Annotated in this window: 20 protein-coding genes, 1 other RNA gene and 1 pseudogene; 10 read left to right on the top strand and 12 right to left on the bottom strand. The window is 62.7% G+C overall.

Features of this window, described 5'->3' with window-relative positions; all coding sequences use genetic code 11:
- Positions 1-216: 216 nt before the first annotated feature.
- Together Y887_RS02170 and Y887_RS20010 are read left to right on the top strand one after the other, a co-directional pair.
- Positions 217-1,923: an AAA family ATPase gene (locus Y887_RS02170; RefSeq protein WP_046962791.1), complete on the top strand. Its 1,707-nt coding sequence runs from the start codon at positions 217-219 to the stop codon at positions 1,921-1,923.
- On the top strand, positions 1,920-2,759 hold the full coding sequence (locus Y887_RS20010) for a hypothetical protein (RefSeq protein ID WP_146093365.1): 840 nt from the start codon (positions 1,920-1,922) through the stop codon (positions 2,757-2,759). The genes Y887_RS02170 and Y887_RS20010 overlap by 4 nt, the downstream gene beginning before the upstream one ends.
- A gap of 40 nt (positions 2,760-2,799) precedes the next feature.
- Here the strand turns inward: Y887_RS20010 and Y887_RS21520 are convergent, their stop codons facing one another.
- A complete protein-coding gene (locus Y887_RS21520) occupies positions 2,800-3,414 on the bottom strand; it encodes a 3'-5' exonuclease (protein ID WP_162199143.1) in 615 nt (204 codons plus the stop codon).
- Positions 3,415-3,818: 404 nt separating this feature from the next.
- Between Y887_RS21520 and Y887_RS02155 the strand changes: the two are divergent.
- Positions 3,819-4,676: pseudogene (locus Y887_RS02155) on the top strand (PA0069 family radical SAM protein); the annotation flags it as partial.
- A gap of 252 nt (positions 4,677-4,928) precedes the next feature.
- On the opposite strand, the gene Y887_RS02150 reads toward Y887_RS02155, so the two are convergent.
- Together Y887_RS02150 and Y887_RS02145 are read right to left on the bottom strand one after the other, a co-directional pair.
- A complete protein-coding gene (locus Y887_RS02150) occupies positions 4,929-5,630 on the bottom strand; it encodes a 2OG-Fe(II) oxygenase (protein WP_046962813.1) in 702 nt (233 codons plus the stop codon).
- A gap of 280 nt (positions 5,631-5,910) precedes the next feature.
- A complete protein-coding gene (locus tag Y887_RS02145; protein ID WP_046962788.1) occupies positions 5,911-7,251 on the bottom strand; it encodes an outer membrane protein transport protein in 1,341 nt (446 codons plus the stop codon).
- Between the two features lie 218 nt (positions 7,252-7,469).
- Between Y887_RS02145 and Y887_RS02140 the strand changes: the two genes are divergently transcribed.
- The 3 genes from Y887_RS02140 to Y887_RS02130 all read left to right on the top strand — a co-directional run bounded on the left by Y887_RS02140 (position 7,470) and on the right by Y887_RS02130 (position 9,547).
- A complete protein-coding gene (locus Y887_RS02140) occupies positions 7,470-8,162 on the top strand; it encodes a rhomboid family intramembrane serine protease (protein ID WP_046962787.1) in 693 nt (230 codons plus the stop codon).
- 84 nt (positions 8,163-8,246) lie between these two features.
- On the top strand, positions 8,247-8,564 hold the full coding sequence (locus Y887_RS02135) for a DUF1820 family protein (protein WP_046962786.1): 318 nt from the start codon (positions 8,247-8,249) through the stop codon (positions 8,562-8,564).
- The gene (locus Y887_RS02130) at positions 8,564-9,547 is read left to right on the top strand and encodes a D-2-hydroxyacid dehydrogenase family protein (protein WP_046962785.1); all 984 of its coding nucleotides are present in this window, start codon (positions 8,564-8,566) and stop codon (positions 9,545-9,547) included. Before Y887_RS02135 ends, Y887_RS02130 begins: the two co-directional genes overlap by 1 nt.
- Positions 9,548-10,388: 841 nt before the next feature.
- Here Y887_RS02130 and Y887_RS02125 read toward each other — a convergent pair.
- Both Y887_RS02125 and Y887_RS02120 read right to left on the bottom strand, forming a co-directional pair.
- The gene (locus Y887_RS02125; protein WP_046962784.1) at positions 10,389-11,966 is read right to left on the bottom strand and encodes a S41 family peptidase; all 1,578 of its coding nucleotides are present in this window, start codon (positions 11,964-11,966) and stop codon (positions 10,389-10,391) included.
- 508 nt (positions 11,967-12,474) lie between these two features.
- Entirely contained in the window at positions 12,475-13,773 is a 1,299-nt protein-coding gene (locus Y887_RS02120; RefSeq protein ID WP_046962783.1) for a murein hydrolase activator EnvC family protein, read from the bottom strand.
- Between the two features lie 97 nt (positions 13,774-13,870).
- Between Y887_RS02120 and Y887_RS02115 the strand changes: the two genes are divergently transcribed.
- Both Y887_RS02115 and Y887_RS02110 read left to right on the top strand, forming a co-directional pair.
- The gene (locus Y887_RS02115; RefSeq protein ID WP_046962782.1) at positions 13,871-14,527 is read left to right on the top strand and encodes a DUF4097 family beta strand repeat-containing protein; all 657 of its coding nucleotides are present in this window, start codon (positions 13,871-13,873) and stop codon (positions 14,525-14,527) included.
- A 55-nt stretch (positions 14,528-14,582) separates the two neighbouring features.
- Positions 14,583-16,409 carry a M28 family metallopeptidase gene (locus Y887_RS02110; RefSeq protein ID WP_046962781.1) on the top strand — a complete coding sequence of 609 codons (1,827 nt, stop codon included), beginning with the start codon at positions 14,583-14,585 and terminating at the stop codon, positions 16,407-16,409.
- A 277-nt stretch (positions 16,410-16,686) separates the two neighbouring features.
- On the opposite strand, the gene Y887_RS02105 is transcribed toward Y887_RS02110, so the two are convergent.
- The 3 genes from Y887_RS02105 to Y887_RS02095 form a co-directional block, all read right to left on the bottom strand.
- Positions 16,687-17,130: a PepSY domain-containing protein gene (locus Y887_RS02105; RefSeq protein WP_046962780.1), complete on the bottom strand. Its 444-nt coding sequence runs from the start codon at positions 17,128-17,130 to the stop codon at positions 16,687-16,689.
- A 253-nt stretch (positions 17,131-17,383) separates the two neighbouring features.
- A complete protein-coding gene (locus tag Y887_RS02100; protein WP_046962779.1) occupies positions 17,384-18,496 on the bottom strand; it encodes a glycoside hydrolase family 5 protein in 1,113 nt (370 codons plus the stop codon).
- 493 nt (positions 18,497-18,989) lie between these two features.
- Entirely contained in the window at positions 18,990-20,039 is a 1,050-nt protein-coding gene (locus Y887_RS02095) for a glycoside hydrolase family 5 protein (protein WP_046962778.1), read from the bottom strand.
- A 717-nt stretch (positions 20,040-20,756) separates the two neighbouring features.
- Between Y887_RS02095 and Y887_RS18480 the strand changes: the two genes are divergently transcribed.
- A non-coding RNA gene (locus tag Y887_RS18480) (sX9 sRNA) lies at positions 20,757-20,831 on the top strand.
- A gap of 18 nt (positions 20,832-20,849) precedes the next feature.
- On the opposite strand, the gene Y887_RS02090 is transcribed toward Y887_RS18480, so the two are convergent.
- A complete protein-coding gene (locus Y887_RS02090) occupies positions 20,850-21,926 on the bottom strand; it encodes a glycoside hydrolase family 5 protein (protein WP_046962777.1) in 1,077 nt (358 codons plus the stop codon).
- A gap of 303 nt (positions 21,927-22,229) precedes the next feature.
- On the opposite strand from Y887_RS02090, the gene Y887_RS02085 reads away from it, so the two are divergent.
- Complete coding sequence (locus Y887_RS02085; protein ID WP_046962776.1) at positions 22,230-23,288, top strand: NAD(P)-dependent alcohol dehydrogenase; 1,059 nt, start codon at positions 22,230-22,232, stop codon at positions 23,286-23,288.
- A gap of 352 nt (positions 23,289-23,640) precedes the next feature.
- Here the strand turns inward: Y887_RS02085 and Y887_RS18475 are convergent, their stop codons facing one another.
- The 3 genes from Y887_RS18475 to Y887_RS02075 all read right to left on the bottom strand — a co-directional run bounded on the left by Y887_RS18475 (position 23,641) and on the right by Y887_RS02075 (position 26,036).
- On the bottom strand, positions 23,641-24,105 hold the full coding sequence (locus Y887_RS18475) for a hypothetical protein (RefSeq protein ID WP_248827411.1): 465 nt from the start codon (positions 24,103-24,105) through the stop codon (positions 23,641-23,643).
- 80 nt (positions 24,106-24,185) lie between these two features.
- A complete protein-coding gene (locus Y887_RS02080; RefSeq protein WP_104611699.1) occupies positions 24,186-24,539 on the bottom strand; it encodes a hypothetical protein in 354 nt (117 codons plus the stop codon).
- Between the two features lie 15 nt (positions 24,540-24,554).
- The gene (locus tag Y887_RS02075; RefSeq protein WP_046962774.1) at positions 24,555-26,036 is read right to left on the bottom strand and encodes a glutamate synthase small subunit GltD family protein; all 1,482 of its coding nucleotides are present in this window, start codon (positions 26,034-26,036) and stop codon (positions 24,555-24,557) included.

Below are 26,036 nucleotides of genomic sequence, written 5' to 3'. Positions count from 1 at the left end.
TGTAACACGGCAAGGGGCCACCAGTCGTGGCGACGTTCGACTTGTATACGAAGATGGCAGTGGGTAGTCCAAAAGTACGCAGTTGAGCCTGCTTGAGTAGGCCTATCGACAAAGCTAGATGGTGCGCCAGAATTAGTCTAATCGCTCCCGCGGGCCAAGATGTAATGCCATCGCGCACCACAGCACAAATTAATAAGCACATAAACGGGGAAATGTGTGAAAGTGATATACACAGGTAAGCAGGTACGCCGTGTCAACCAAGAACCGGATGGTTCGGACGATGTCTTGGAGTTGCTTGCCGACAACTGGGACGACTTCGGTTTCAAAACCAGCTTCTACACCGAGTGTCGCGTTAAAGGACGAAGGCTAGACCTCGGCCTTGTTCGTGTGCTTGTGAATGGGACAGCGAGGACAAGCGCGCACCTTGACGAACTACTCAAACAGGGTTGGTCAGGAGAGTTTCCAATACCGAGTACTGACTATGTATCGGTTCCTGCCGAGATAACGTTCTACGAACAACTCATGGGCGTCCTGTCGGAGTCGAAGACCGTTAGCGTCGCTAGAGAGCTGCGCGACGCGAGCTACCTGACGCGAGTCAAGGAAGACGAAAAAGCGGTCAATCTAACGAAGTCAAAAGGATTCAAGGAATCCCTGCTTAGAGAGCGCGGTAGTCAGAAGTCCTTCTCGGACGTTTGGAAAGTGCTCGAGCGGAGGGCAACAGCAGTTCTTGACTTGGGATTCAAATTTCAAGACGTCTTCGACGAGTACTCGGTTCTTAACCTCAAGTACCAGGCGAAGAATCCACTTCCGCACGAGGTCAACGCGCTGATCGGGCCGAACGGCGTCGGAAAGTCCCAGGTTCTTCACCAAATCGTTGAGGATTGGTTGAAGCCCTCGAAGTCGGAGGAGCTTGGCTTCACTGAGAAGCCGAACTTAAGCCAAGTCGTTGTCGTGTCCTACAGTCCGTTCGAAGAGTTTCCTGTTGATGTGCAAGGGCTGCAGCTACAAGACAAAGACGCATATCGCTACTACGGCTTTAGGGGTCGTACCGCGTCTGATGACTCAAAGAGCCTGGGGAGGGTCAGGCTTTCGCGCGCAGTACCAAAGAGGGATGCCGCGATGGCATTGTTGGAGTGCCTCTCAGATGACAAGAGGTACAGCACGATAAGTGACTGGGCACAGAAGCTGAAGACAATGGAGACGGTGCTGCGTACCGCTTTTGAGTTTGATTTCGCTGCGGTCAGTGTCGAGTCAAATCGTAGGCCAAAGTCGTTCTACCACGAGCCGGAGAACGTAGCGGTTCACTCGGTCGTCATAGGGAATGGAAGCCGCGAGTTACAGCTAATTCCAATCGATAGTACGAGAATTGAAGAGCTGGACGAAGCCAAGCTCCGCAGCCGCATGCTTCCGACAGAGGGCGTCAGCTTCATCCGCGACAACAAACTAGTTCGTCTCAGTTCTGGGCAAAAGCTGTTCGTCTATGTTGTCATCAACATTCTGGGTGCCATTAGGCGGAACAGCCTGATATTGATCGATGAGCCAGAGTTGTTCTTGCACCCCACGCTTGAGATTCAATTCGTCGATATGCTCAAGCGCATTCTGTCTACATTCAATTCAAAAGCGCTTCTTGCAACTCACTCTGAAGTCACCGTTAGAGAGATTCCAGCGCAGTGCGTGCACGTCTTTGAGAAGACGCAGCATGGATTGGTTATCAAGAATCCACCGTTCCAGACCTTCGGAGGCGACGTACAGCGAATCTCATCTTACGTCTTCGGGGACAGTAACACCTTGAAGCCGTTCGAGCGGTGGGTAAAGGAAAGACTTAAGGATGAGAATGCGGATGATCTGATCGCATCACTGGGAGACCAAATTAATGAGGAGCTACTAATCCAGATCAGAGCTATTGAGGCGGCCGATCAATGATCCTACTTCCATTACCGGACAAGGATAGTTTGGTTATTCTCAATGAGGTCATTGCAGAGCGTGCTGCAGGGTCAAATGCTGCCTACTTCAACGGATTGGCAGAAGAATGGAGAGCTCGGCTAGTAGCCTACATAGATGGCAAGGGTTCACCTGAGCATGTGCCTACTTGGCCACAGATACAGCCGAACAAGGGGAGATTTCTCAATCTGTACGGCACCGCTAAGAAAGACTCCTCGCAGTATCCGGTGCTTAAGAGAATGCGAGATGATCACGGATTGAATTACTGCCCAGCGTGTGGCGAGCCCGGATCTCCCAATACACTTGACCACTACTTGCCGAAGGGAAAGTATCCGCACTTCTGCGTTACTCCTTTGAATCTGTTTCCCATGTGCGATGCGTGTCAGGACTGGAAGGATGAGAAGACTGGCAATGCGGCGTCGCCCCGGTTCTTCATTCATCCCTATTACGACGTCTTCGTAGCGGAGCAGGTTCTCAATCTGACGATCAGTCCGCCGTTCGATGCGCCAACATTTAAGATCGGGCCACGGGAAGGTCTGCTGCCAGCGCAAGAAGGTCTTGTCGCGAGCCACATTAGGGAGCTCGGACTACCCGAGCGATTTGCCTCGTTCTTCAAGAACGAGTACTTGCGGCTTCTCAGACAAGTAGATTTTCTAAGGCGAAAGGACCTAGGAGTTCAGGATTATCTGCAGACTTTCCAAGCTAGGTTTGCAAATGGCGAAAGGAACGTCTGGGATCACGTCCTTTACTCTTCTGTACTTTCCAACGATGAGCTTCTTGACTACTTGACGAATGGAGAGCTTAAGGACTACCGGTAGGCTCTTTCACTCAAGCGAGAGCAAGCGGACAATTGATGGGTCAGGGGTGAATCGTTGGGGAGGTCTGCGCAATAGTGCCTACGAGTAGGCTCGGATAACACCGCTGCAGTTCAAGAAACACGCGCTGGGATGCAAAAGCGTCATTGGCAGCGTAGACAAGTTGGGATGGACGTAGGGGCCGCGCACTCCAATTGGACAGTTGAACGGACTTGGATTTCTTAAGGCGTTGTCCCAAGACGATAGCCACGGCGGCCTGAAGGCCCACGCGCTGTCGGTAGCCAAGGTTGCGCACGACGGGAGCAAGATCCAAGGACCCTCTTAGCTTTATCTTATACTTACCGTAAAGCGGACTCCGATCATTTGCTAGACCAAATCCAATTTTGAGAATGCCTTCGGATTCAAGGAGAGGCGCTAAAAGCTCCCTCGTCCACACGCCCTCCGCAGGAATGCAGTAGGCACTATCGGATGTGGCCAGTTGGATCAGGTGAGGTCCCGTCCTAACCTCACCGGCCACAAAGGTCGGCTTAGTCTCCGTGTCGAACCCGAGCGTTCGTTCAAGCTTGAGGACTTGGAGCGCGGCTGCAGCAGCCTGCTCACTTCCAACCCAATGGACTCTCCCTGTATCCAGCCCGGCGAAAGGCGGCAGGGAAGCCATGAACTCGCGAGTCGGGTGAGCGAGCTTCGGTCTTCGCAAATCTTGCATTGCAAGGTCAGGGCGGCTGGTGTGAGTTTCCATTCTGCCAAGGTTTCGTGTGGCTATCCCAGTGTTCATGTGCCGAGCGGTGGCTAGGCAATCATGTCGTAAGCCTGGCCGGCGCCTAGAGAAAATTCGGCTACCTCTTCAGAAACCTGTTTTCGCACGTGCAGCTGATTCATCCGGCCGCTGCTTCAGGGCAATTTCAAATCCCCCCCAACCTACCTTACGGGTCCCCCATGGAGCCTCTAGGCTAACCGCAAGCTCGGCCAATCTTGCGCACTTTGACCGATTCGAGCTCCAGATCCCCGTTCCGTGCTCGCTCGAGCAAGTGAACGAAATTTGGAGGTTCCATACAATGCTGCTGCAGTTACTGCTTTGCGCGACCCTCGCATGCGTATCTCAATCTGTCGCCCGGTCTGGATTTCGAGACCAAGCTGTTCGCCAAGACCAATGCACCGCAATTGCTGCGGCGCGAATTGGCGCGGCCGAGCTATGTGCCCAGCCCGATCGCGCTGGGCATCAACACCGATGCGTACCAGCCGATCGAGCGCAAGCGCGCATTGACGCGGCAGTTGATCGAGGTGCTGTGGGAAACCCGGCACCCGTTCACGCTGATCACCAAGAATGCGCTGGTGACGCGCGATCTGGATCTGCTCGCACCGCTGGCGCGCGAGAACCTGGTCAATGTGTATTTCTCGGTGACCACGCTGGACGCGCAGCTGTCGGCCAAGCTGGAGCCGCGTGCCACCGCACCGCATGCGCGTCTGCGTGCGATGCGCACCCTGCACGACGCCGGCGTGCCGGTGGGCGTGATGGCCGCGCCGGTGATCCCGTGGATCAACGACCATGAACTGGAAGCGATTCTGCAGGCTGCCGCCGACGCGGGCGCGAGCAGCGCCGGCTACGTGCTGTTGCGACTGCCGCACGAAGTGGCGCCCTTGTTCCGCGACTGGCTGCAGACCCATCACCCGCAGCGCGCCGCGCATGTGATGAGCACCATCCAGCAACTGCGCGGCGGCAAGGACTACGACAGCACCTTTGGCACCCGCCTGCGTGGGCAAGGCGTCTATGCCGACCTGCTGGCGCGCCGCTTCGCGCTTGCGCATCGCCGCGCAGGATTCAAAACCCGCACGATGCCGGCACTGGACTGCAGCGCCTTCCGCCCCCCTGCCGCCCCAGCCAAACCGGCGCCCGACTCGCCGCAAGGGCAGTTGTTTTAGTTGCCGGGATTGGGAGTCGGGATTGGGGATTGGTAACGGCAGTGGCGCTTCGGCCGATCAGTTTCGCTTGGCTGATATGAAACATCTGCGATGCCCGGGGCGATCTGGTTGATCCCGATCAACGTGCTGTCGTGACTCGCGCAGACGTGCGGATCAACCCAAGGCGGCTGTTCCGGCAGCGGCAATCAGCTGTAAACCTGAAAGCCGCCGGGGAAACGGCAACGCAGCGCCGCCGTTGCGAATCCCGAATCCCTATTCCCCGCCGTACAACGCCTGCGCCGATTGGAACAGGATCCAGCTGGTGGCAATGAACTTGTCGCCGCCGGCCGGGCGGTTGCCACGGTGGGTGTGGGTGAAGGCGGTCGGGGCGATCAGCAGGCGACCGGTGCGCGGGCGGGCCTTGCGTTGCTGGAACAGGAACTCGGTTTCGCCCTGCTCGAACGCGTCGTTGAGATACAGCGTCCATAGCAGGTGCCGATGCAGCGTGTCGGCGCTGGCATCGCGTGGATACAGCTCGCAATGCCAGTATGGGTAGCCGCCCTGGTCGGCGGTGTACCACTGCAGGTTGATCGCGCCCGGACGCAGGCAGGTGCGGGCCAGATCGCCTAGCGCCTGGTCGCTCATCTGCGCGATGTCCTCGGCCACCAGCCGGTGCGGTGTGCCGTCGGCGGTGGTGACCTGCAGCATCAACGGCGAGATCAGCGCCTGCGGATACTGCCGCAGATAGGTCAGCACGCCTTCGAACACCGCTTGTTGCAGGCGGCTTTCCACCTCGGCCCACTCGGCCACACCGCTGATGCGCAGATCGCGGCTGTGTTTGAGTTCGGGAAACACGCCACCACCGATGCGGCCCGGATGCAGCTGCTGACTGGCGCGCATGCGCTGCACGATTGCCGCGCAATCGGCGGCCGAGACGGCGTTGTCGGTGATCTGGATAAAGTCGGGCTGGCTCATGCGCACGACCATAGCAATCTGCAGCGTGGCCTGCACAGCCAGCTGTGCATGGCGCAGGAACGCACCGCGCAGGCAATCGATGCCCGTGCTCGATGCGCGGGTTCAACCGCACGGCATGGGTCCCGAACGCGCTCGCCGTTACGCAGTGCTTGCTCGATCGCATCGGCATGGCGGTGATGGATGGCGTGATTGGAGCGTGGCGCCACTGGTCTGGCACCAGTCCCCAAAGAAAAACCCCGCCGAAGCGGGGTGTTTCATCGCACAACGCCGATTGCGACGATCAGAACTTGTAGTTGATCGAAGCAGCCAGCACGTCGCCCTTGACGTTGTAGCTACCTGCCAGGCGGTCGCCGGTGGCGCTGCGGGTATCGCTGGTCGGGTCGCTGGTGAACAGGTGGGTGTAACCGAAGTTGTATTCGGCCTGCTGCGACGGACGCCAGCTCAGACCCAGCGAGACCCACTTGCGGCTGGCATCGGGCACGCGCACGTCGCGGTGCTCGGCGGTGGTCGGGGTCTGGTCGTATGCCAGGCCGCCGCGCAGGGTCAGCGTGTCGCTCATGCGGTAGTCGGCACCGATCGAGGCGAAGGTGGTGTCGCGGTAGGAGAAGTCCAGCACGCTGTCGGGCTGATTGGACGCGAAGTCCACGGTCACCTGGTCGAACTTGCTCCAGGCGGTGCGGGTGACGTCGGCCATGATCGACCACTGCTCGTTCACGTTGTGGGTGAAGCTGGCGGTGGCGCTGGCAGGCAGCTTGACGGTGGCGCGGCCCTTGGTGTCGACGAAGGTCCCCGGTGCGGCGACGCCCAGCACGGCAGCGGCGTTAGGCGGAGTGGTGAAATCGGCGGTGCCGTCGGTGATCTTGTGCTCCACTTCCGAGCGGTAGCTGAAGCCGATGTGGGTGTTCTCGTCGATGCTGAACAAGCCACCGAGGGTGAAGCCCACTTCGGTGCTGTCGCCCTTGATGCGCGAATAGCCGTCGGCGCTGCCCGGAGCAAAGCCCGGCACGCGGCGTGCGGCCAGGATGCTGCCGAAGTCAACGGCGTTGGCCAGGTCGATGTCCAGACGCTCGGCGAACACCGAGGCGCCGAAGGACACGTACGGGTTCACGTCGTAGGAGAAGGCGACGTTGAAGTCGATCGCCTGCAGCTCGGTCTTGGTGCCGTGGTAGCGGCCGGCCCAGTCACGGTCGTATTCGGTCTTGAAGCCGAACGGCACGGTGAGCGAGGTGCCCAGGTGCATGTTGTTGTTCTCGCCGAACGGCACATGGAAATACATGGCCGGAACCGGCGCGATCATGCCGGCGTCGCCGCCGTTGCCGCCGGAGACCGGGGCGCCGTTGGCATAGTTGGCGGTTTCGGGATCGAACTTGGCCGAGAAGCTGATGGCGCTGACGTCGGCCTGGAACAGGCGGCCGTCCAGCTGGCGCATGCCGGCCGGGTTGTTGGCGATGATCGAGGCGTCGTCCGGGGCGCTGCCCGAACCTGCGAATGCGCGGCCGAGGCCCTTGGCGCTGTTTTCCTTCAGCTGGAATGCGGCGCCGTGTGCCTGGCCAACGGCCAGAACGCCAGCGATACCAACGGCCAGCAGGGTGGCGCGGCTGAGAGTGGAAGCGGTAGACATGAGTTGTAGCTCTCCGGATAAAGACTGCAATGGTCGGTTCAGCGCCCGCGCCCAGCACCAATCCAGTGTCTGGAGCGCGCCGGAGACCCCCCCCCGACATACGACGCCGTACGCAGTATACCCACCACGATTAACCGAACAATAACGACCTTCGTCCTGAACATGCGGTTGGGTTGGGTCTGGGTTCAGGCCCGTGGACCGGCTATTGTGCGACTCCGATGTTCGTCTCCCTCCCCTCCCGCAAGAAACCCACCCCGCGCTGGGCGGTGCCGCTGTTGTTCGCCACGGTGTGGCTGGCCTATCTGTGGTCGATCAGCCGGCCGGGCGAAGCGCGCAATACGCTGTGGCTGGACTGGGGCGCGCTGTCCAGTGGCGTGTCCAACCTGGGCGACTGGTGGGCGACGCTGCGCGACGGCAGTGTGCTGCGGCTGTTCACGGCGCTGTTCCTGCATGCCGATTGGTCGCACCTGCTCGGCAACCTGGTGTTCCTGCTGATCTTCGGGTTGCCGGCCGAGCGCATCCTGGGGCCGTGGCGGCTGCTGTTGCTGTTCCTGGTGGGCGGCGCGGCGTCCAACCTGGCAGCGATCTTTGCGATCGGCACGCCGGACCGGGTGATCATCGGCGCCTCGGGCGCGGTATCGGCCTTGATCGGTACCTACCTGGCGTTGTTTCCCGGTGCCAAGCTGGGGGTCGTGCTGCCGTTGGGGCTGTTCCTGGAGTTCATCCGCGTGCCGGCACCGCTGCTGATCGGCGCCTGGGCACTGCTGCAGGTGGTGTTCGCCTACATCGGCCCGGCGTTCGGCATGGTGGCGTGGTCGGCGCATATCGCCGGCTTCCTGTTCGGCATCGTCTACGGGCTGTATGTGCGCGCGGCCATCGCGCGGCGGCTGCGCAAGCGCCACGGGTTTTAGCGCGGCAAGCGGCGCAGCGCGGAGGCATGCACGTGCCAACGCGCTGCCCTGCGTCCATTGCGATGACGCGCCTATAATCGGCGCATGTCCAAGCCCCTGTACAAAGTCACTTTTCTCAATCACGGCAAGGTCTACGAGCTCTATGCGCACGAAGTGACCGGCAGCCATCTGTGGGGCTTCAACCAGATCGGCGAGTTGGTGTTCGACGTGCACGACGGGCTGGTGGTCGATCCCACCGAAGAACGCCTGCGCGAGGAGTTCGGCAATACCAAGACCTTGCACCTGCCGATGCAGAGCATCGTGCGTATCGAAGAAGTGGAGAAGAAGGGCCAGTCGGTGATCCGCGATGCGACCACTGGCGACAAGGTGGTGAGCTTTCCAGTGCCGACCAAACCGCGTTGATGCGCATTCTGGTGCCCGACGATTACCAGGGCGCGGTGCGTCACCTGCCCTGTCTGCAGCGTCTGGACGGGCACGAGGTGCAGGTGCTCGGCGCATTGGCCAGCGATCCCAACGAATGGGCCGAGCGCCTGGTCGAAGCCGATGCGCTGGTGCTGATCCGCGAGCGCACCCGCGTGGATGCGACGCTGTTGCGGCGCTTGCCGCGGCTCAAGCTGATCAGCCAGACCGGCCGCATGGGCACGCATGTGGATGTGGCCGCCTGCAACGAGGTTGGCGTGGCGGTGGCCGAGGGTATCGGCTCGCCGGTGGCGCCGGCCGAGCTGACCTGGGCGCTGATCCTGTCGGCCAGCCGCCGCCTGAGCGAGTATCAGCGCGCCCTTCACCAGGGCCGCTGGCAGGCGACCGGCGACCCCGGCCTGGGCCGCTCGCTGCATGGCCGCACGCTGGGTGTCTGGAGTTATGGGCGCATCGGCCAACGCGTGGCCCGGTTCGGGCGCGCGTTCGGCATGCAGGTGCTGGTCTGGGGCGGCGAAGCATCGTGCGCGCAGGCCGCGCGCGATGGGTACGCCATTGCGGGCAGTCGCCAGGAGCTGTTTGAGCGCAGCGATGTGCTGTCGCTGCATCGCCGGCTCACTGCGCAGACCCGCTACCAGGTGACTGCGCAGGATCTGGGCCGCATGCGCACCGACGCCTTGCTGGTCAACACCAGTCGCGCCGAATTGCTCGCACCCGGCGCATTGCTGGCCGCGCTGGATGCGGGCCGGCCCGGGCAGGCGGCGGTGGATGTGTTCGAGCGCGAGCCGGTGCTGGACCCGCGCGACCCGCTCCTGCAGCACCCACGTCTGCTGGCCACACCGCACCTGGGTTATGTGGAGCGCGACAGCTACGCGCTGTATTTCGAAGCGGCCTTCGACAATGTGCTGGCGTTCGCCGCCGGCACGCCGCGCAATCTGGTCAATCCGGAAGTGCTGGCGACGCGCTAGCGCGTTTTGCCTGGCGAGTCGGACCATGCATGCACGAAGATCTATGCACGCGAATGGCGCAGCGACGCGCACAGGAAAGCATGGATAGGTTTGTGAAGGCGCTGGATTGGATAGGACTTCAATCGGCGCCCGACACGGTGCTGCATGGCGCAGACATGCCCATGCAATGGTCGATCTGCAAAGAGCGATGATCACCCGATCAACCCATATCTAAGCACTTAATATACGGATTAGGCCCCGCGTTGAAGCCAAGGACTCATCAATGAAGCTAGCTTCCATAATTTCAAGTTCGGCGTTTATCCTGTTTCCGATTCTCACGTCAGCATCAGTGCCGCAATGTAGTTCTGCTGCGCTTTTTGTTGCGACACTAGCGGAAACGTACCCTCACGACAAAAGCGCAAGAGATGATGCGTTCAATAAAATAGTTCAAAGTTCTCTTGACGAGACAAACCCAAAGGTTCCGACGCGCGCGCAATTCGTGACTGCCTACATTGTCATGGAGAACTTGCTTAAGACATGGACTGGAGCCCCACGACCTCTTAAAGAGCAAATCATTGCTGACGCCGCATTGATCTGTATGGCTGCATCCCGTCCCACATGATCATGCGACCTGATAATTCATTTAAGGCGACGCCGCTTCTATGCGCGCCTTACCATAGGCCATCTGCACTGCAGTCATCAGTAGACGCAGTGCCAAAGGCGATAACCGCGCCACGCGTTGCACGTTTTGCAGCATATCGACAGGCTTGATAGGACACGCTGCACGCACTAGCGCGCATTCCACAGATGTCACGCGTGCGATCTGCATCCAACCGATCGCACGCGCATCTTTTCGCGCCGCTTACTTGGCCGGTTCGACCGGTGCCGGCTTATCCGCAGGCGCGGCCGGTTCGGCCGGTGTCTGCTTGTCGGCAGGTGCTGCGGGCTTGGCCGGGTCAGCTGGGGTGGCTGGCTTGTTTTTTTCCGTTGGCGCTGCCGGCTTGGCTGGGTCAGTTGGCTTGGCCTTGTCGGTACTCGCCGGTCGCGCTGCTGCCGGCTTCGGCGCGGTCGCCGCCTTGGTGGCCGCCCTCGCCTTCTGTGCGGCCTGGGCTTTTGCCTTGAGCGCGGTTTGCGCCTTGGCGGCCGAGCCGGGCTGCTTGAGTTCGGACAAGGCTGCGGCAATCGGGCCATCGCCCGGCAGCACGTCGCCAGCGCTATAGCCTTCTTCGCCTTCGTCGTCGCCGCGCAGGTGGCCCGGCAAGGTGGCTTCGCTGTAGTCGGTCAGGCTGGCCGGCACGTCGGCGTCGCCCGGCTGCGGCTCGGGCGTGAGCTGCACGTCCGGCACGATGCCGCTGGCCTGGATCGACTTGCCGCTGGGGGTGTAATAGCGCGCAGTGGTGAGCTTGACCGAGTCGCCGTTGTCCAGCGGCAACACGGTCTGCACTGAGCCCTTGCCGAAGGTGCGGCTGCCGATGATGCGCGCGCGCTGGTTGTCGCGCAGCGCGCCGGCCAGCACTTCCGAAGCGCTGGCCGAGCCGGCGTCCACCAGCACCACCACCGGTGCGCCACCGAGCAGATCGCCCGGGGTGGCATCGAACTTGGCATCGCTGATGGAGATGCGCCCGCGGGTGCTGACGATGTTGCCCTTGTCCAGCAGATCGTCGGCCACCTGCACCGCCGAGGTCAGCAGCCCGCCCGGGTTGCTGCGCAGATCCAGCACCAGTCCGCGCAGTTTTCCGCCGGCCTGCAGCTGCTTGAGGTTCTTCTGGAAATCGGCTCCGGTATCGGCCTGGAAGGTGCTGATGCGGATGTAGCCGTAGCCCGGCTCCAGCAACTTGCTGCGCACGCTGGCCACGCGGATGGTCTGGCGCTGCAGGGTCACATCGAAGGGCTTGGGCGCCTTGTCGCGCACGATGGTCAGCGTGACCTTGCTGCCGGACTCCCCGCGCAGCGGTTCCATCGCCTTGCTGGCATCGATCGGCTTGCCGTCGATGGCCACGATCACATCGCCTGCGCGAATACCGGCGCGCGCGGCCGGGGTGTCGTCGATCGGCGCGATCACCTTGAGCGTGTTGTCCTGTTGCTGCAGCAGCTCCACGCCGATGCCGTCGTAGGCGCCGGTGGCCTGTTCGTCGAAGGCTTCGGCATCTTCCTTGTCGAAATAGGTGCTGTGCGGGTCAAGGTCCGAGAGCAGTCCGCGCACTGCTGCGTGCATCAGCTTCTTGTCTTCGACCGGGTCGACGTAGGCCTGCTTGACCGCGTTGTACACCGCCACGAAGCGGCGGATTTCGTCCAGCGGCACCTTGGAGACGGCAGCTTCATTGGCTTCCGGGTCGTCCGCAGTGGCCTGGGCGGCAGCGGCGGGACGGGCGGTCTGCGCCCAACCAGGCGACGCGAACAAGGCCAGCGACAGGGCAACGGACAGGACGGCTACGCGCATGAAGCACTCCGGCAAAGAGACAAGATGCCCCGCACGACGGAGCTGACCGGATTATGCGCGAAGCAGCAGTAAATCCGCGTTGAATTGCGCGCGTGTGGCAGCGGCAGTTCGGTGGCGGCCAGCTGGCAGGCGACGTGAAAGGCGGGGTGCGACGCCTTGGCGCAGGCAGGCACCTGCCTGCGGCGCGCTGCCTGCGTGCAGCGTATGGGTGTCTGGCTGCATGCGTGGGTCAGCGATCGAACGCGGCCTCACGCACTGCCCCGGCGCGTGTCGGCGGACACCACGGCGCGGCAGGTTCATGCGGATCGGTCGGTCTCTCGCAGCGGCCGGACAGGCTGCATCCGTGCCATACCGCTGCCACGCACTGGCGAACAATGCCTGGTCCATGCAATGACCTGGCGCTGGCCAAGAACCACCCGACGCTGATCGACCACTGCATCAACGATCTGCAGTGCGGGCGCGCACCATGCGATGCGCCGCGTCGGCACAGGCGCACCACTGGCCGGCGTCAACGCCGCTGCAACCAGCTCGACGGGTCGACGGGCTGCCCATTGCGCCGCAATTCGAAGTACAGCGCCGGTACGCCCTGCCCGCCCGAACTGCCGACCTTGGCCACCGCTTCGCCGCGCTTGATCGCCGCGCCGGCATCGCGCAGCAAGGTGTCGTTGTGCGCGTACAGACTCATGTAGCCGTTGCCGTGGTCCACGATCAGGATCATGCCGTAGCCGGTCATCCAGTCGGAAAACACCACCGTGCCGTCGGCCACCGCAGTGACCGTGCTGCCCTTGGGGGCGCCGATCAGCACGCCCTTGCTGGTGTGCCCATCGGGCAAGGTGGCATTGAAGCGTGCCAGCAGATTGCCCGACACCGGCCAGCTGAGCCCACCGACCTTGGGTGCAGGTGCGCTGGCGATGACCTTGGGCGGGGTTTTGCCGGGGCGCTCCGGGCGATCGGTCTTGCCGCGTCTGGCCTGCGCAGCGGCCTCGGCGGCGGCGCGCTTTGCGGCCGCGCGGCGTTCGGCTTCGGCCTTGGCCGCGGTCGCACGCAGATTGGCGAGCAGTTGCTCCAGCGACCTGGCATCCTGGCCCAGCGCCTTTTCGCGCTCGGCACGTTGTTTGTAGCGATCGTCCAGCTGCGCCACGGTGGCCGCCTGCTGCGAACGGTCTTTCTGCAAGGTGGCGGCCTGCGCCTTCTGCTGCACGCGCGCGGCATCCAGCGCCTGGCGCCGGGTGGCGATGTCCTGTTCCACCCTGGCCAGTGCATCCAGTTGCGTGGTCAGCGCATGGATCCGCTGCGCGCGTGCGTTCTGTACATAGCGGTGATCGGCGAGCATGCGGTTGGCATCGCCGACCGTGTCCTGCGACAGCAAGACCTTCAACGGTGCGTTGCGGCCCACCTGGTCGGCGGCGCGCAACAATGCGGCCAGCTGGGTGCGCTGGTTCTGCAGGCCGCGCTGCAGTTGCGCGCGGTCCTGCTGGAGCGTGGACAGATGCTGTTCCTGTGCGCGCATCGCCGCTTCGGTTTCGCTCAGGGCACGCGCGGTCCTGGCGACCTTTTCGTCGGCCTGGCGCAGTTGCTGGGCCGCGGTGCCGCGCTTGCCTTCCAGTTCGCGCCGGTCGGCGCTGATGGTCTTGAGCTCATCGCGCAGCTGCTGCAGCTTGCGCTCGGTCTCGCGCTGGTTCTGCGCGCCCGCGCTGACGCTGCCGAGCAGCATGCAGGCCAGCACGCTCGCCGCCAGCCACCTGCGCCCCACGCCGGTGGCGGAGACGAGCGGCGGACGCGGCAGCGGTGCGGGCGAAGGGGCCAACGAACGATCCAGTGACTTCAGGCAGGTGCGCGATTGTAGCCAAGCATGGTGTGATCGCCGCCACGTCCAAGACAGCCGCCACCGCGCGAGGTTCAGCATGAAGCCCCAGTATCTCCTCCTGGTATTGTCCCTGGCCTGCTCGACCGCCTGGGCCGATGAGGACATCAGCAAGGTCAACGGCCGCATCAGCGCCGAGGCCGGCAAGACCTACGGCGGCCTGGAAACGGTCAACGGTTCCATCGAGATCGGCGCCGGTGCGCAGACCAAGGATGTGGAAACCGTCAACGGCGGCATCAAGATCGGCGATGGCGCCCGCACCGGCGGTGTGTCCACGGTCAACGGCGCGATTTCCCTGGGCCAGAAGGTCATCGTTTCCGGTGGGCTGGAAACGGTCAACGGCAGCGTGCTGGTGGAGCGCGGCAGCCAGGTCAGCGGCGGCGTGGAAACGGTCAACGGCAGTATCGGCCTGGTCGAAACCGACCTCGGCAAGGGCATCGAGACCGTCAATGGCGACATCACCGTCGGGGTGGGCTCGCATGTGCACGGCGGCATCGAGGTGACCAAGCCGAATTTCAGCTTTTCCTTCAAGCCCTCGCGCAAGCCGCGCGTGGTGATCGGCCCCAAGGCAGTGGTCGATGGCCCGCTCCACTTCGAGCGTGAGGTGGATCTGTATGTGCATCGCACCGCCAAGGTCGGCGCGGTCACCGGTGCCACCGCACGCAGCTTCGATTCGGACGTGGCACCCAAGGACTGACGCGCTCACCACACGCACGTTCTAAGATCGGAACTCCGTCGCACGAGGAGTTCCGATGCCCCGCAAGATCCTGTTGTGCCTGGCCGCGACCCTGGCCCTGGCCGGTTGCAAACGCGAATCGGCCGACACGCCGTCCGCACCGGCCGAGCAAACGCCGGCCGATGCCACGCCCAGCGCACCGGTCAGCCGGCACGCGTTCTCGCCCGAGCTGACTGGCGGCGACTTTGCCGAGCTGGTCAAGACGCTGGCGTCGGACGAGTTCGAAGGACGCGGCCCGGGCACGCCTGGCGAAGAAAAGACCGTGACCTATATCCGCGACCAGATGCAGCGCATCGGGCTGCAGCCGGGCAATGGCGACAGCTGGTTCCAGGACGTGCCGATGGTGGAAACCACCGCCGACGCGGCCACCGCACCCAGTCTGCGCAGCGGCGAGCAGACCCGCAGCCTGGCCTTCGGCACCGATATCGTGGTGGGCACGCGCACCGGCCAGGCCGAGGTCAAGCTGGACAACAGCGAGCTGGTCTTCGTCGGCTACGGCGTGGATGCGCCCGAGCAGCAGTGGAACGATTACGCCGGCCAGGACTGGAAAGGCAAGACGGTGGTGATGTTCGTCAACGACCCCGGCTTCCATACCAATGACGCCAAGCTGTTCGACGGCAAGCGCATGACCTATTACGGGCGCTGGACCTATAAATTCGAAGAAGCCGCGCGCAAGGGCGCAGCGGCGGCGTTGATCGTGCACGACACGCCCGGCGCCAGCTATGGCTGGGATGTGGTCAAGAACTCCTGGTCGGGCCCGCAATACGATCTGCCGGCCAAGGACGACCCGGACCCGCGCCTGCCGGTGCAGGGCTGGATCAGCGCCGACACCGCCAAGCAACTGTTCGCCGACGCCGGGCTGGACCTGGCCCAGGCCTACAAGGACGCCAGCAAGCGCGGCTTCAAGCCGGTGCCGCTGAAGGCCAGCTGGTCGGTGGACCTGAAGAGCAGCATCGCCGAGAAGACCTCGCGCAACGTGGTCGGCGTGCTGCCCGGCAGCAGCCACGCCGATGAGGCGGTGCTGTACATGGCGCACTGGGATCACCTGGGCAAGCATCCGGGCGAGAGCGGCGACAACATCTACAACGGCGCGGTGGACAACGCCACCGGCGTGGCCGGTATCCTGGAGATCGCCGATGCCTTTGCGCACCAGGACCCCAAGCCGGCGCGCTCGGTGGTGTTCGTGGCAGTGACGCTGGAAGAATCCGGCTTGCTCGGCTCCAAGTATTACGTGGCCAACCCGAGCTTTCCGCTGGACAAGATCGCGGCGGTGATCAACCTGGATGCGATGTCGGTGGCCGGGCGCGCACGCGATGTCACCGTGGTCGGCATGGGCAGCTCGGAACTGGAAGACATCCTCAAGCCGATCGCCGCGATGCAGGGCCGCACGCTGCACGCCGAGGCCACGCCGGAAAGCGGCTCGTACTTCCGCTCGGACCACTTCAACTTCGCCAAGGCCGGTGTGCCGGCGCTGTATGCCGACGGCGGCGAAGACCTGCGCGACGGCGGCACCGCTGCCGGACGTGCGGCAGCCGAAGACTACGGCCGCCATCGCTACCATGCCCCGGGCGATGAGTACGATGCGGCCACGTGGAAACTCGACGGCACCATCGAAGACCTGCAAGCGGTGTATGGCGTGGGCAAGGAAGTCGCCGCCGGCGACCGCTGGCCGAACTGGTACCCGGGTAACCCGTTCAAGGCTGCACGCGACCGGATGCTGGCCGGCAAGCCGGGCACCGGTGCGTCGGCAGCGCAGCCGGCCGCAGGCAGCACCGATCACAAAGATGCCAAGCCCAACAACGCCAAGCAGGCGGATGCAAAGACCCTCGCACCTGCGCGGTGAGGCGTGCAAGCGCTTGCCGCTGCTGCGGCGAGCGATGCAGATCGCACTGCCATGCGAGCGGTCGCAGCCCAGGCGACTGCCTGCATGACAAAGGGCCTCCGACTGGAGGCCCTTTGCAATCATCCGTGCATTGTGCAGACGGCAGCGAGCTGGCTGAAACACGCGGCGGTGTCGCCAGGACCGTCTCAGTGTCGGGGCGGGCTGCAACTGCTGCTCAGCGCACAGCGCAACCAGCGCGTTGCCCGACCCGCCCGACGACTTACGCGCCTTCAGGCACTCAGTCGTTGTCGACACTCACCACGTGCCCATCGTCGGGATCCACGTGCAGCTCGACCTTCTGCCCGTTGCGCTTCGCATCGGCCTTCCACAGGCCATCCTTGAACTTGAGATCGTGCACATCTGCGTAGCCGCCGGTGGACAATGCCGCACGGACGTCGGCGTCGCTCAGCCGCGAGGTGGTCTGGTCGCCATAGACGCGGCCGGTCACCGGATCGATGTGGACATCCACATCCTTGCCATCACCGCTGCGCGCATCGGCCGTCCACACGCCGTGTTCGAACTTGACGTCGTGCACCTTGGTGTAGCCCTTGGCCGTCAGCATGCTGGTCACCTCGGTGGAGGTGAGGGCCTTGGCCGGCTTGGCGGTGTCCTGCGCGAACGCGCCATGCGAAACAAGCGTCAATGCGCCGATCAGCGCGGTGGTCATCATGCGATGTGCCATGGGTCGGCTCCTGCTGTGAAGTGTCGCCATGCTGGCTGCCTCGGGATCGTGGGCGGGTGAAAACCTGGGCGATTGCGTTAGAGAAATTCAGTTAACTGAAAAGTGGTGGTCGCCCTTCATCGCTTCTGCACTGCGGATTTACATTTCAGTTCCATCGCGTCGGCACTGCGGGATACAGAGCGACGACGGCCGCTCGCGGAGTCCAACGAAAAAGCCGCCTTGCGGCGGCTTCATCTCGTGTCGTGTCGTGTGTTCAGCGCGTGGTGCGCGCGGTGGAGGCGGGTGCAGGTAAACGTGCGGCGGTGGTGCCGGGGGCACGGGTTGCACGTGCCGCCTGCGGCGAGAGGATGCTCATCTGCGGTTTGTCGGTGCCGTCCTTGTTCGGGTGCACGTTGTAGGCGTAGGACAGATTCCACCACGAACCTGCCGCCCACCACGTCCAGCCCAGCCACACATCGGCATTGCTCTCCATATAGCCCAGCATGCCGCGCAGCGCTTCGTTGCAGACCTGGTTACTGGCGGTACCGAACTCGGCCAGGAAGCCGCGCTTGCCGTTGGTGCGCAGCCATTCGGTGAAATTGCGCAACCGCTCGGCGCCAACAGTGGGACTGACGCAGACGCTGCTGGTGCCGCTGGAATCGGCGTCCAGGTATTGATGCACTTCGAACGCATAACGGTTGAGCGGATCATAGATGGACGCCAGCGCCACGGCATTGGAGTAGCCATCGCTGGTGGGCGAGTACCAGCTGTGCGCGCCGGTCCACAAGGCACCCGGCACCAGGATCAGATTATTGGCACCGGTCCTGCGAATCGCATCGATGGCGGCTTGCGCGGCACCAGCCCATTCGCTGGAAGAAATATTGTTGGGCTCGTTCATCAAGCCGAAGATCACCGCGTTATCGCCGTTGAATGCCAACGCGAGACGGCGCCACAGGTCGGTAAAAGTGGCTACCGGCACTTCCGGTCCGCCAATCTTGTAGCCGTAGTACTTGGCGTAATTGTGGATATCGATCACCAGATACATGCCCGCAGCCTTGGCGCGCGCCACTGCCTGCTGCACCAGCGCCAGCTGCGCCGGATCCAGCTCGCCGCGCGCGCTGGGTTGCAGACGTTCCCACAAAATGGGCAAGCGGATCGTATTCATTCCGACCCCGGCGAAATACGTGTAATCGCTGGCCGAAGCGTACATATAGTCCTTGTTGAGCACGCCGGGTTTTTTGGAGGACGCGAATTCGGCGCCGGATAAATTGACGCCGGCATACGTCAGCGCACGTGTTTGCGCATGCGCCGACGACAATCCGGCCAGCAACATGAAACACAGGGCGTACAGGGAAAGATGGCGTAGTGAGAAGGATGGACGTGACATGAAGCAACTCCTGACAGGGAAGATGCGTCGCCGCCCCGATGGCGTGCGATCGGCGCAAGCTGCGCTGCATCTGTGTGTTGCAATGCATCACGTGTGCCAAAGCGCGGTATTCCCGCGATTTAGCCGAGAACTGCGAACCAATACGCAGTTAATATGGAAGCGCGCGTTTATGCGTGCATACCGGTTATCAATAAACTGTGGGATTTACCGGATACGTCGCGGCATGTGCCGAGATACCGGCGTTATTGGGCGATGCGTCAGTTGCGTGGCGCCATCGCAGTGGCGCAGCCATCAGGCATCGCAACGCATGCGATGCCGTCGCGAGGACGGCATCGCTGAAGAGGGCGATTCGCGAAATGGCAATGCGCCTACAAAAACCGATGCGGCCTGTGACCGGATCGGCGTGTCTATACACGCCGCTTCCTGCGTGTCAGCAACCGCCTGGCAGCGTCTCACCAGGGGTTACCGATTGCTCCAGGCGGGCTTGCGTGAATCAGCGCGCGATGCGACGCGCGTGCGCGCTCAGGATGGGCAGTTGCGGTTTGTCGCGTCCGTTGCCATCCGGCTGCAGCGTGAACGGGTAATCGGCGCGCCACCATGCGCCAGCCGCCCACACGCTGGAACCCAGCCACACATCGCGGTTGGCTTCCAGATAACGCAGCATGCCGTCCAGCGCGAGCATGCAGGTGCGATCGCTGGATGAGCCAAACTCGCCCAAGAATCCGCGCTTGCGCTGGCTACGCAGCCAACCGGTGAAACTGCGCAGGCGCTCGGCACCGATGGTAGCGCTCACGCAACTGGCGCTGGTGCCGCTGGAATCGGTATCCAGATACTGGTGCACCTCGATGGCGTAACGGTTGAGCGGGTCGCGAAGACTGGCCAGCGCCACTGCGTTGGATTGCCCGGCGATGGTGGAATACCAACTGTGCGCTCCGGACCACAGCGCGCCAGGCACCAGGATCAGGTTGTTGGCGCCGGTGGCGCGGATGCCGTCGATCGCTGCCTGCGCGGCGGCGGCCCAGTTCTGCGGCGCAATGTCGTAGGGCTCGTTCATCAACCCGAAGATCACTGCGTCATCGTTCTTGAAGGCCACAGCCAACCGCCGCCACAGGTCGGTGAAGGTGGCGATCGGCACGCGCTGGGTGCCGATCTTCTGCCCGTAATATTTGGCGTAATTGTGGATATCCACGATCAACACCATGTGCGCTGCCTTGGCGTTGGCCACGGCCTGCCGAATCAGCGCGAGCTGTGCGGGGTCCAGCGCGCCCTGATTCTTGGGTTGTAGTCGCTCCCACAACACAGGCAGGCGTACCACATTCATGCCGGTGTCGGCGAAGTGCTGGTATTCGCCGGGAGTTGGATAGCGATAATCGACATTGACGACGCCAGGACGTTTTGCCGAGGCGATTTCGGCGCCAGAGAGATTGATGCCTGCATAACGCAGTGCGCCGCTTTGCGCCTGCGCGCGTGGAAGCGTGGCCAGCAACAGCACGGCCAGCGCACAGCACAACAGCTGGCGCGGCCAGGTGGGGGAGAGGGACATGGGGAACTCCTGAAGCATCTACGGGGGGAGATGCGCTGCATCGCCGTTGTTCGCACGCACAACGCATCGAGCATCAGCCTATGCGCATCTGCAGCGCGCAACTACGGATGCGAGGTATCACTGCCTCAAGCTGTGCGGTGTTTCGCAGTTGCGACCTGTTTTTTCGATGCATCGCGTACGTCGCGAGAATGCCTTGAATCCGCAGCGTTGCTGCAACTTCGCAATGGTATTGGTCGCATCAATGCATCGGCGTTGATGCGCTGACAGCAGCTCGCAAACGCCGGCGTGCACACACACCGATCATGCGACGCGCACACGCACACGCACACGCACACGTACAGGTAGGTGCGAAGCAATGCAGCGGCGTCGTAGGCAGTGCAGTGATTGCGCTTTGCGCAAGGCCATGATCGTGGTCGATGGCGCTGCATCCATCTGCATGAGGCAGCGCTCCACGTGACACCGGTCGCTGCATCCGCCCCGGGCCTGACCTGCAGCGCCGGTGTGCCACGACCCACATCGCGCCGACGTTCGTCCACCGCCATGCTGCCATCGATCAGATGCGGTGCTGCCCGACAACGAGCGCTCGCGCTGAACACTGCAACGCGACGCAAAAAAAACGGGCGATCTGCACAGCATCGCCCGCGTCTTGCTGCCTGGAGCAGCCAACAAACTAACTGTGCCCAGCGCCAGGCAGGCACGGCCGGTGCTCGGGATCGGCTGTACCAGGCGTACACACCGGTCCCTGCGCACCGTCCACATCCACCTGGCGACCGCTCGCTGCGTTGGTCAGCCGCTCCTAGACCGCTGCCATCAGTGCTTGCCGGCGCGGCGTGCGTACTTGCTCAGAATCCGGATCTGCGGCTTGTCGCTGCCATCCTTGCCCGGTTGTACGGTAAAGAAGTAATCCGGCTTCCACCAGGCGCCCGCCGCCCACCAGGTCCAGCCCAGCCACACGTCGCTGTTGTTTTCCATGTAGGTCAGCATGCCTTCCAGCGCCTTGTCGCAGACCGGATTGTTGGCGGTGCCGAACTCGCCCAGAAAACCCTTCTGCTTGTTTTCGCGCAGCCAGTCGGTGAAGCCGCGCAGCTTCTCTTCGCCGACGCTGTCGCTGGTGCACTGCGGCTTGGTGCCGCTGTAGTCGTTGTCCAGATACTGGTGCGCCTCGAAGGCCAGGTTGTTGCCGGGATCCTTGAGGATGGCCAGCGCCTTGGCGTTGGAACCGCCGTAACTGCTGCTGCGCCAGCTGTGCGCGCCGGTGTAGGCCGTGCCCGGCACCAGGATCAGATTGCGCGCGCCGGTCTTGCGGATCGCGTTGATCGCGCCCTGCGCGGTCCCGGCCCAGTCGGTTGCAGAAATGCCGTTGGGCTCATTCATCAGCCCGAAGATCACCGCCTTGTCGTCCTTGAACTCCAGCGCCAGCCGGCGCCACAGATCGGCCAATGCGGCAGCGGACACCTCGTCGGTGCCGATGCGCTTGCCGTTGTATTTGGCGTAGTTGTGCAGATCCAGGATCAGGAACTGCTTGTTCGCCTTGGCCGCTTCGAGCGACTTCTTGATCAGCCCGAGCTGCGCAGTATCCAGCTCGCCGTTGAGTTGCGGTTGCAGGCGCTCCCACAGGAACGGCAGGCGGATCGTATTCATGCCCTTGCCGGCGAAATAGGCGAAATCCGACGCGGCCGGATAGGTGTAGTCCTTGAACAAGGTGCCGGGCTTCTTGCGCGAGTTGAACTCGGCGCCGGACAGGTTGACGCCGACATACTTCAAGCCGGTGGACTGCTTGGTCGGACCATCGGGCTCTTTGGCGTGCGCCAACGGCATCGCAGCGAGCAAGGTCAGTGCGAGTGCGGCGCGACGCAAACTCGGGAATTTCGGGGGAGCGCGGAACATGGAAGCCTCCTTCGGCATCGACGTGGTGGCCGCAGGGGGAGGGCACGGCCAGTTGGGATGGTGCAGGGCAGGGCGCTGCATGGTCAGCCTAGGAGCTTGGGCGTTAGCAGACCATTCACGCGTGCAACGCAGCGTTGATCGCGTGCAAACGGACCCAGCCGGTATCATGCCGGCTCGGTAGCGTTCGCTGCGGAACAGCCAGCAGGCACTGCCACAGGCGTGCACGAGGCTGCTGTTCCGGCGAATCACCGCCTTAGTCGTCCGACTCCTGCGCGGACGACGCAACACCGGAGTCCTGATCCCATGAGCCAAGCCCACGCCTTTGCCGCCCAAGCCGCCGACCAGCCGCTTGCCCCGTTCGTGTTCGAACGCCGCGCGCCCGGTCCCGACGATGTCCAGATCGAAATCGCCTACTGCGGCGTGTGTCACTCGGACCTACATACCGCCCGCAACGAATGGCATAACACGCGGTATCCGTCCGTGCCGGGTCACGAGATCGTCGGCCGTGTGACCGCCGTCGGTGATGCCGTCACCGGCTTCAAGGTTGGCGACCTGGCCGGCGTCGGCTGCATGGTCGACAGCTGCCGCAGCTGCGCCTCCTGCCAGGAAGGCGAGGAGCAGTACTGCGAAGCCGGCTTCACCGGCACCTACAACGGGCCGATGTTCGGCGGCGGCGAGAACACCTACGGCGGTTACTCCGACCATATCGTGGTCGACCAGAAGTACGTGCTGCGCATCTCCCACACCGACAACCTGGCTGCCGTGGCGCCGCTGCTGTGCGCCGGCATCACCACCTACTCGCCGCTGGCGCACTGGAAGGTGGGCCCGGGCCAGAAGGTGGGCGTGGTCGGCCTGGGCGGCCTGGGCCATATGGGCGTGAAGATCGCCAAGGCGATGGGCGCTACCGTGGTGCTGTTCACCACCTCCGAGAGCAAGCGCGCCGATGCGATGCGCCTGGGCGCCAGCGAAGTGGTGATCTCCAAGGACGAGGCGCAGATGGCGGCGCAGTACAACACCCTGGACTTCATCCTCAACACCGTGGCCGCCCCGCACAACCTGGACCCGTTCCTCAATGCGCTCAAGCGCGACGGCGCGATGGTGCTGGTGGGCGTGCCCGAGGAGTCGCACCCCTCGCCGTCGGTGTTCAACCTGGTGATGAAGCGCCGCACCCTGGCCGGCTCGCTGATCGGCGGCATCCGCCAGACCCAGGAAATGCTGGACTTCTGCGCCAAGCACAACATCGTCTCGGACATCGAAACCATCCGCGCCGACGAAATCAACGCCGCCTACGAGCGCATGCTCAAGAGCGACGTGAAGTACCGCTTCGTGATCGACATGGCGACGCTGGATAAGGCGGCCTGAGTCGCGGTTGCAGCGGCGCGTGATGCCATCGCTTGCGTTGTTGCATGACGCAAGCGGTGGCCTATGAACACAGCGCCGAGTGAAGTCAGCCTAAAGATGAAGTGTGTGTGCTTCACAACTTGGTCTATGTGCTGGAGCGTGTTTCTGAAATTTCAGAAATGAATATTTAGTACTCCTCAGATGTCGGATGGATCGAGTACCTGCACGTTTGCCCGAAACGAATTAGATAGTGTATTCCGTACCTACTCGCATGGTCTTTGCAACGAGGCCATGTATTGGCCCAGCGTGAGCCCACTCTCTTCTACTTCAGCAGTGAGATAAATAACCTTTCCACCAAGTTTTTGCGCAAGCCTTAAAGGCCCTTTTTTTTATCGTTAGTCAGTACGAAGGCTCCAAAGGAGCGCACGGCTAGAGATGTATCAGTTTGGTTAACAGTCAATCCATTGTCGCGTGATTTTTTTCCACACAATCGTGAATTTATCTCTGGCAATTCATAAAATCTGCGATCTGCAGCAGACTGAAACGTCCCTTGGCCAAACCCGCCGTACACTTGGGCCTTCGAAGGCAAGCCATCAGACCCGAAAGCTTGGAAGCCGAATATCGACGTCGTCTTAATGGATGCACTTTCGATACTGGCATGAATATATGCCTTAAGCGCTCGTTTTTCTTTGCTGTCGGGGATGGCCTCAAGTTCAATTTTCACTTCTCGAGTTAGGTATAGCGAATACCTCTCGGGTGGAAGCTCTGCTGAGAGATCTATTGCCCTCTCATGAAGGTAATTCCATGCGCAGCTGTCGATATAAATTCCGGTAGTCATGTCGAGAGCCTTTCTTTTGCGAACTAGTGCCTGAAATACCTTGAGCCGCAAAGATGCCTCACTCAGAAGAGGCGTTAGTCCTATGAGACTCGAGTGTTCAGCACGCCAAGTACACATTTTCCTCGAACAAGCGCATAGCCCCATGCAAACGGCTTGCCACTGGCCGGCCAGACCTGCTCATAGGCCACGAAGTAATCACCTGAGCGATACTGCTTCTTGAGCCACAGCCAATCTTTATTGCCATAAGAAAATGGCACTTGCGGCGCCTTTGTATTTGCAGCGGCGTACTGCAGGCCAATCTCTTCCATCTGCAAGGTAGAAAGAGGCAAACCGTTAAACTTCAGGTTGTCCGATTCCTGGCATGTGGCGACCGGCACCGCAGCCGCGCTACTGGCAGTGAAGATCAGCAAGCAGGTAATGAGTGACCTGAGCATGTGGCCTAGCATTCCTTAAGCCGCAGCTGGCTCCTTGACCTGCGCTTTCACGCCCAGCAGCTGCACGATGCTGCCGGCCGCGTCGCGGCCTTCGGCCACGGCGGTGACCACCAGGTCGGCGCCGCGGACGCAATCGCCGCCGGCGAACAGGCGCGGGTTGCTGGTCTGATAGGGCAGGCGGCCGTTGCCGTCGGAGGGGGCGACGATGCGGCCGTTGCTGCCGGCTTCCACGCCTTGCGAGGCCAACCAGTCCGGCAGGGTCGGCGAGAAGCCGAAGGCGATGATCACCACGTCCGCTTCCAGCAGCGATTCGCTGCCTTCCACCGGCACCGCGTTGCGGCGGCCGCTGGCGTCGGGTTCGCCGAGTCGGGTTTCGACCACGGTCACGCCGATGGCTTCGTCGTCGGCGCCGGATTCGATCGACAGCGGCTGGCGGTTGAACAAAAAGCGCACGCCTTCTTCGCGCGCGTTGGCCACCTCGCGCGCCGAGCCGGGCATGCTGGCTTCGTCGCGGCGGTAGGCGCAGGTGACCTTGGCCGCGCCCAGGCGGATGGCGCTGCGCACGCAGTCCATGCCGGTGTCGCCGCCGCCCAGCACCACCACGCGCTTGCCGTTGAGGTCGGGCAGCGCCATCTGGTCTTCCCAGCCGGCGATAGGACGGCCGTGCGGGTCGTTGCCGCCGACGATGCGGCTGTTCTGCACCAGGAACGGCAGTGCCGGCAGCACGTTCTTCAGGTCCTGCCCGGGCAGGCCGCCATCGGTGTAGCGGTAGGCGCCGGTGCCCAGGAACACGGCATCGTATTCGCCCAGCAGCTGCTCGATGCTGACGTCGCGGCCCACTTCCACGCCCAGGCGGAACTGCACGCCCATGCCTTCGAGGATCTCGCGGCGCTTGCCGATCACCGACTTGTCCAGCTTGAAGCTGGGGATGCCGAACTGCAGCAGGCCGCCGATCTGCTCGTAGCGGTCGTAGACCACCGCCTCGATGCCGGCACGCACCAGGCGGTCCGCGCAGGACAGGCCGGCCGGGCCTGCGCCGATCACCGCCACCCGCCAGCCGCTCGGCTGCACGTTGCCCAGGTCCGGGCGCCAGCCCATCTTGAAGGCGGTGTCGACGATGTATTTTTCCACCGCACCGATGGTGACCGCGCCGAATTCCTCCAGCGTGCAGCTGCCTTCGCACAGGCGGTCCTGCGGACACACCCGCCCGCACACTTCCGGCAGCGGGTTGGTGGAGTGGCACAGCGCGGCGGCCTCTTCGATGCGGTTTTCCTGCACCAGCTGCAGCCACTGCGGAATGGCGTTGTGCACCGGGCATTTCCAGCTGCAATACGGGTTGCCGCAGTCCAGGCAGCGGCCGGACTGGTACTGCGCGTCGGCCTTGTCGAACTTGCCGTACAACTCGCCCCAGTCACCGGACGTACGCAGTTCCACCGGAATGCGCGTGGGCATGGTCCGGGGCAGGTCGAGGAATTGGAAGGCTTGCTTGCGGCTCAT

Source organism: Xanthomonas pisi DSM 18956 (assembly GCF_001010415.1).
Taxonomy (GTDB): domain Bacteria; phylum Pseudomonadota; class Gammaproteobacteria; order Xanthomonadales; family Xanthomonadaceae; genus Xanthomonas; species Xanthomonas pisi.
Note: the sequence above shows the minus strand (reverse complement) of the source record. Positions and strands in the feature narration are given on the sequence as shown.

Excerpts from the sequence above, each read along its gene's own strand:
- Y887_RS02110 (WP_046962781.1), top strand. The coding sequence starts at position 14,583 with ATGCCCCGCAAGATCCTGTTGTGCCTGGCCGCGACCCTGGCCCTGGCC.
- Y887_RS02145 (WP_046962788.1), bottom strand. The coding sequence starts at position 7,251 with ATGTCTACCGCTTCCACTCTCAGCCGCGCCACCCTGCTGGCCGTTGGT.
- Y887_RS02080 (WP_104611699.1), bottom strand. The coding sequence starts at position 24,539 with ATGCTCAGGTCACTCATTACCTGCTTGCTGATCTTCACTGCCAGTAGC.
- Y887_RS02140 (WP_046962787.1), top strand. The coding sequence starts at position 7,470 with ATGTTCGTCTCCCTCCCCTCCCGCAAGAAACCCACCCCGCGCTGGGCG.
- Y887_RS02150 (WP_046962813.1), bottom strand. The coding sequence starts at position 5,630 with ATGAGCCAGCCCGACTTTATCCAGATCACCGACAACGCCGTCTCGGCC.
- Y887_RS02085 (WP_046962776.1), top strand. The coding sequence starts at position 22,230 with ATGAGCCAAGCCCACGCCTTTGCCGCCCAAGCCGCCGACCAGCCGCTT.
- Y887_RS02125 (WP_046962784.1), bottom strand. The coding sequence starts at position 11,966 with ATGCGCGTAGCCGTCCTGTCCGTTGCCCTGTCGCTGGCCTTGTTCGCG.
- Y887_RS02095 (WP_046962778.1), bottom strand. The coding sequence starts at position 20,039 with ATGTCCCTCTCCCCCACCTGGCCGCGCCAGCTGTTGTGCTGTGCGCTG.
- Y887_RS02135 (WP_046962786.1), top strand. The coding sequence starts at position 8,247 with ATGTCCAAGCCCCTGTACAAAGTCACTTTTCTCAATCACGGCAAGGTC.
- Y887_RS02100 (WP_046962779.1), bottom strand. The coding sequence starts at position 18,496 with ATGTCACGTCCATCCTTCTCACTACGCCATCTTTCCCTGTACGCCCTG.
- Y887_RS02105 (WP_046962780.1), bottom strand. The coding sequence starts at position 17,130 with ATGGCACATCGCATGATGACCACCGCGCTGATCGGCGCATTGACGCTT.
- Y887_RS02115 (WP_046962782.1), top strand. The coding sequence starts at position 13,871 with ATGAAGCCCCAGTATCTCCTCCTGGTATTGTCCCTGGCCTGCTCGACC.
- Y887_RS02090 (WP_046962777.1), bottom strand. The coding sequence starts at position 21,926 with ATGTTCCGCGCTCCCCCGAAATTCCCGAGTTTGCGTCGCGCCGCACTC.
- Y887_RS18475 (WP_248827411.1), bottom strand. The coding sequence starts at position 24,105 with ATGACTACCGGAATTTATATCGACAGCTGCGCATGGAATTACCTTCAT.
- Y887_RS20010 (WP_146093365.1), top strand. The coding sequence starts at position 1,920 with ATGATCCTACTTCCATTACCGGACAAGGATAGTTTGGTTATTCTCAAT.
- Y887_RS02075 (WP_046962774.1), bottom strand. The coding sequence starts at position 26,036 with ATGAGCCGCAAGCAAGCCTTCCAATTCCTCGACCTGCCCCGGACCATG.
- Y887_RS02130 (WP_046962785.1), top strand. The coding sequence starts at position 8,564 with ATGCGCATTCTGGTGCCCGACGATTACCAGGGCGCGGTGCGTCACCTG.
- Y887_RS21520 (WP_162199143.1), bottom strand. The coding sequence starts at position 3,414 with ATGGCTTCCCTGCCGCCTTTCGCCGGGCTGGATACAGGGAGAGTCCAT.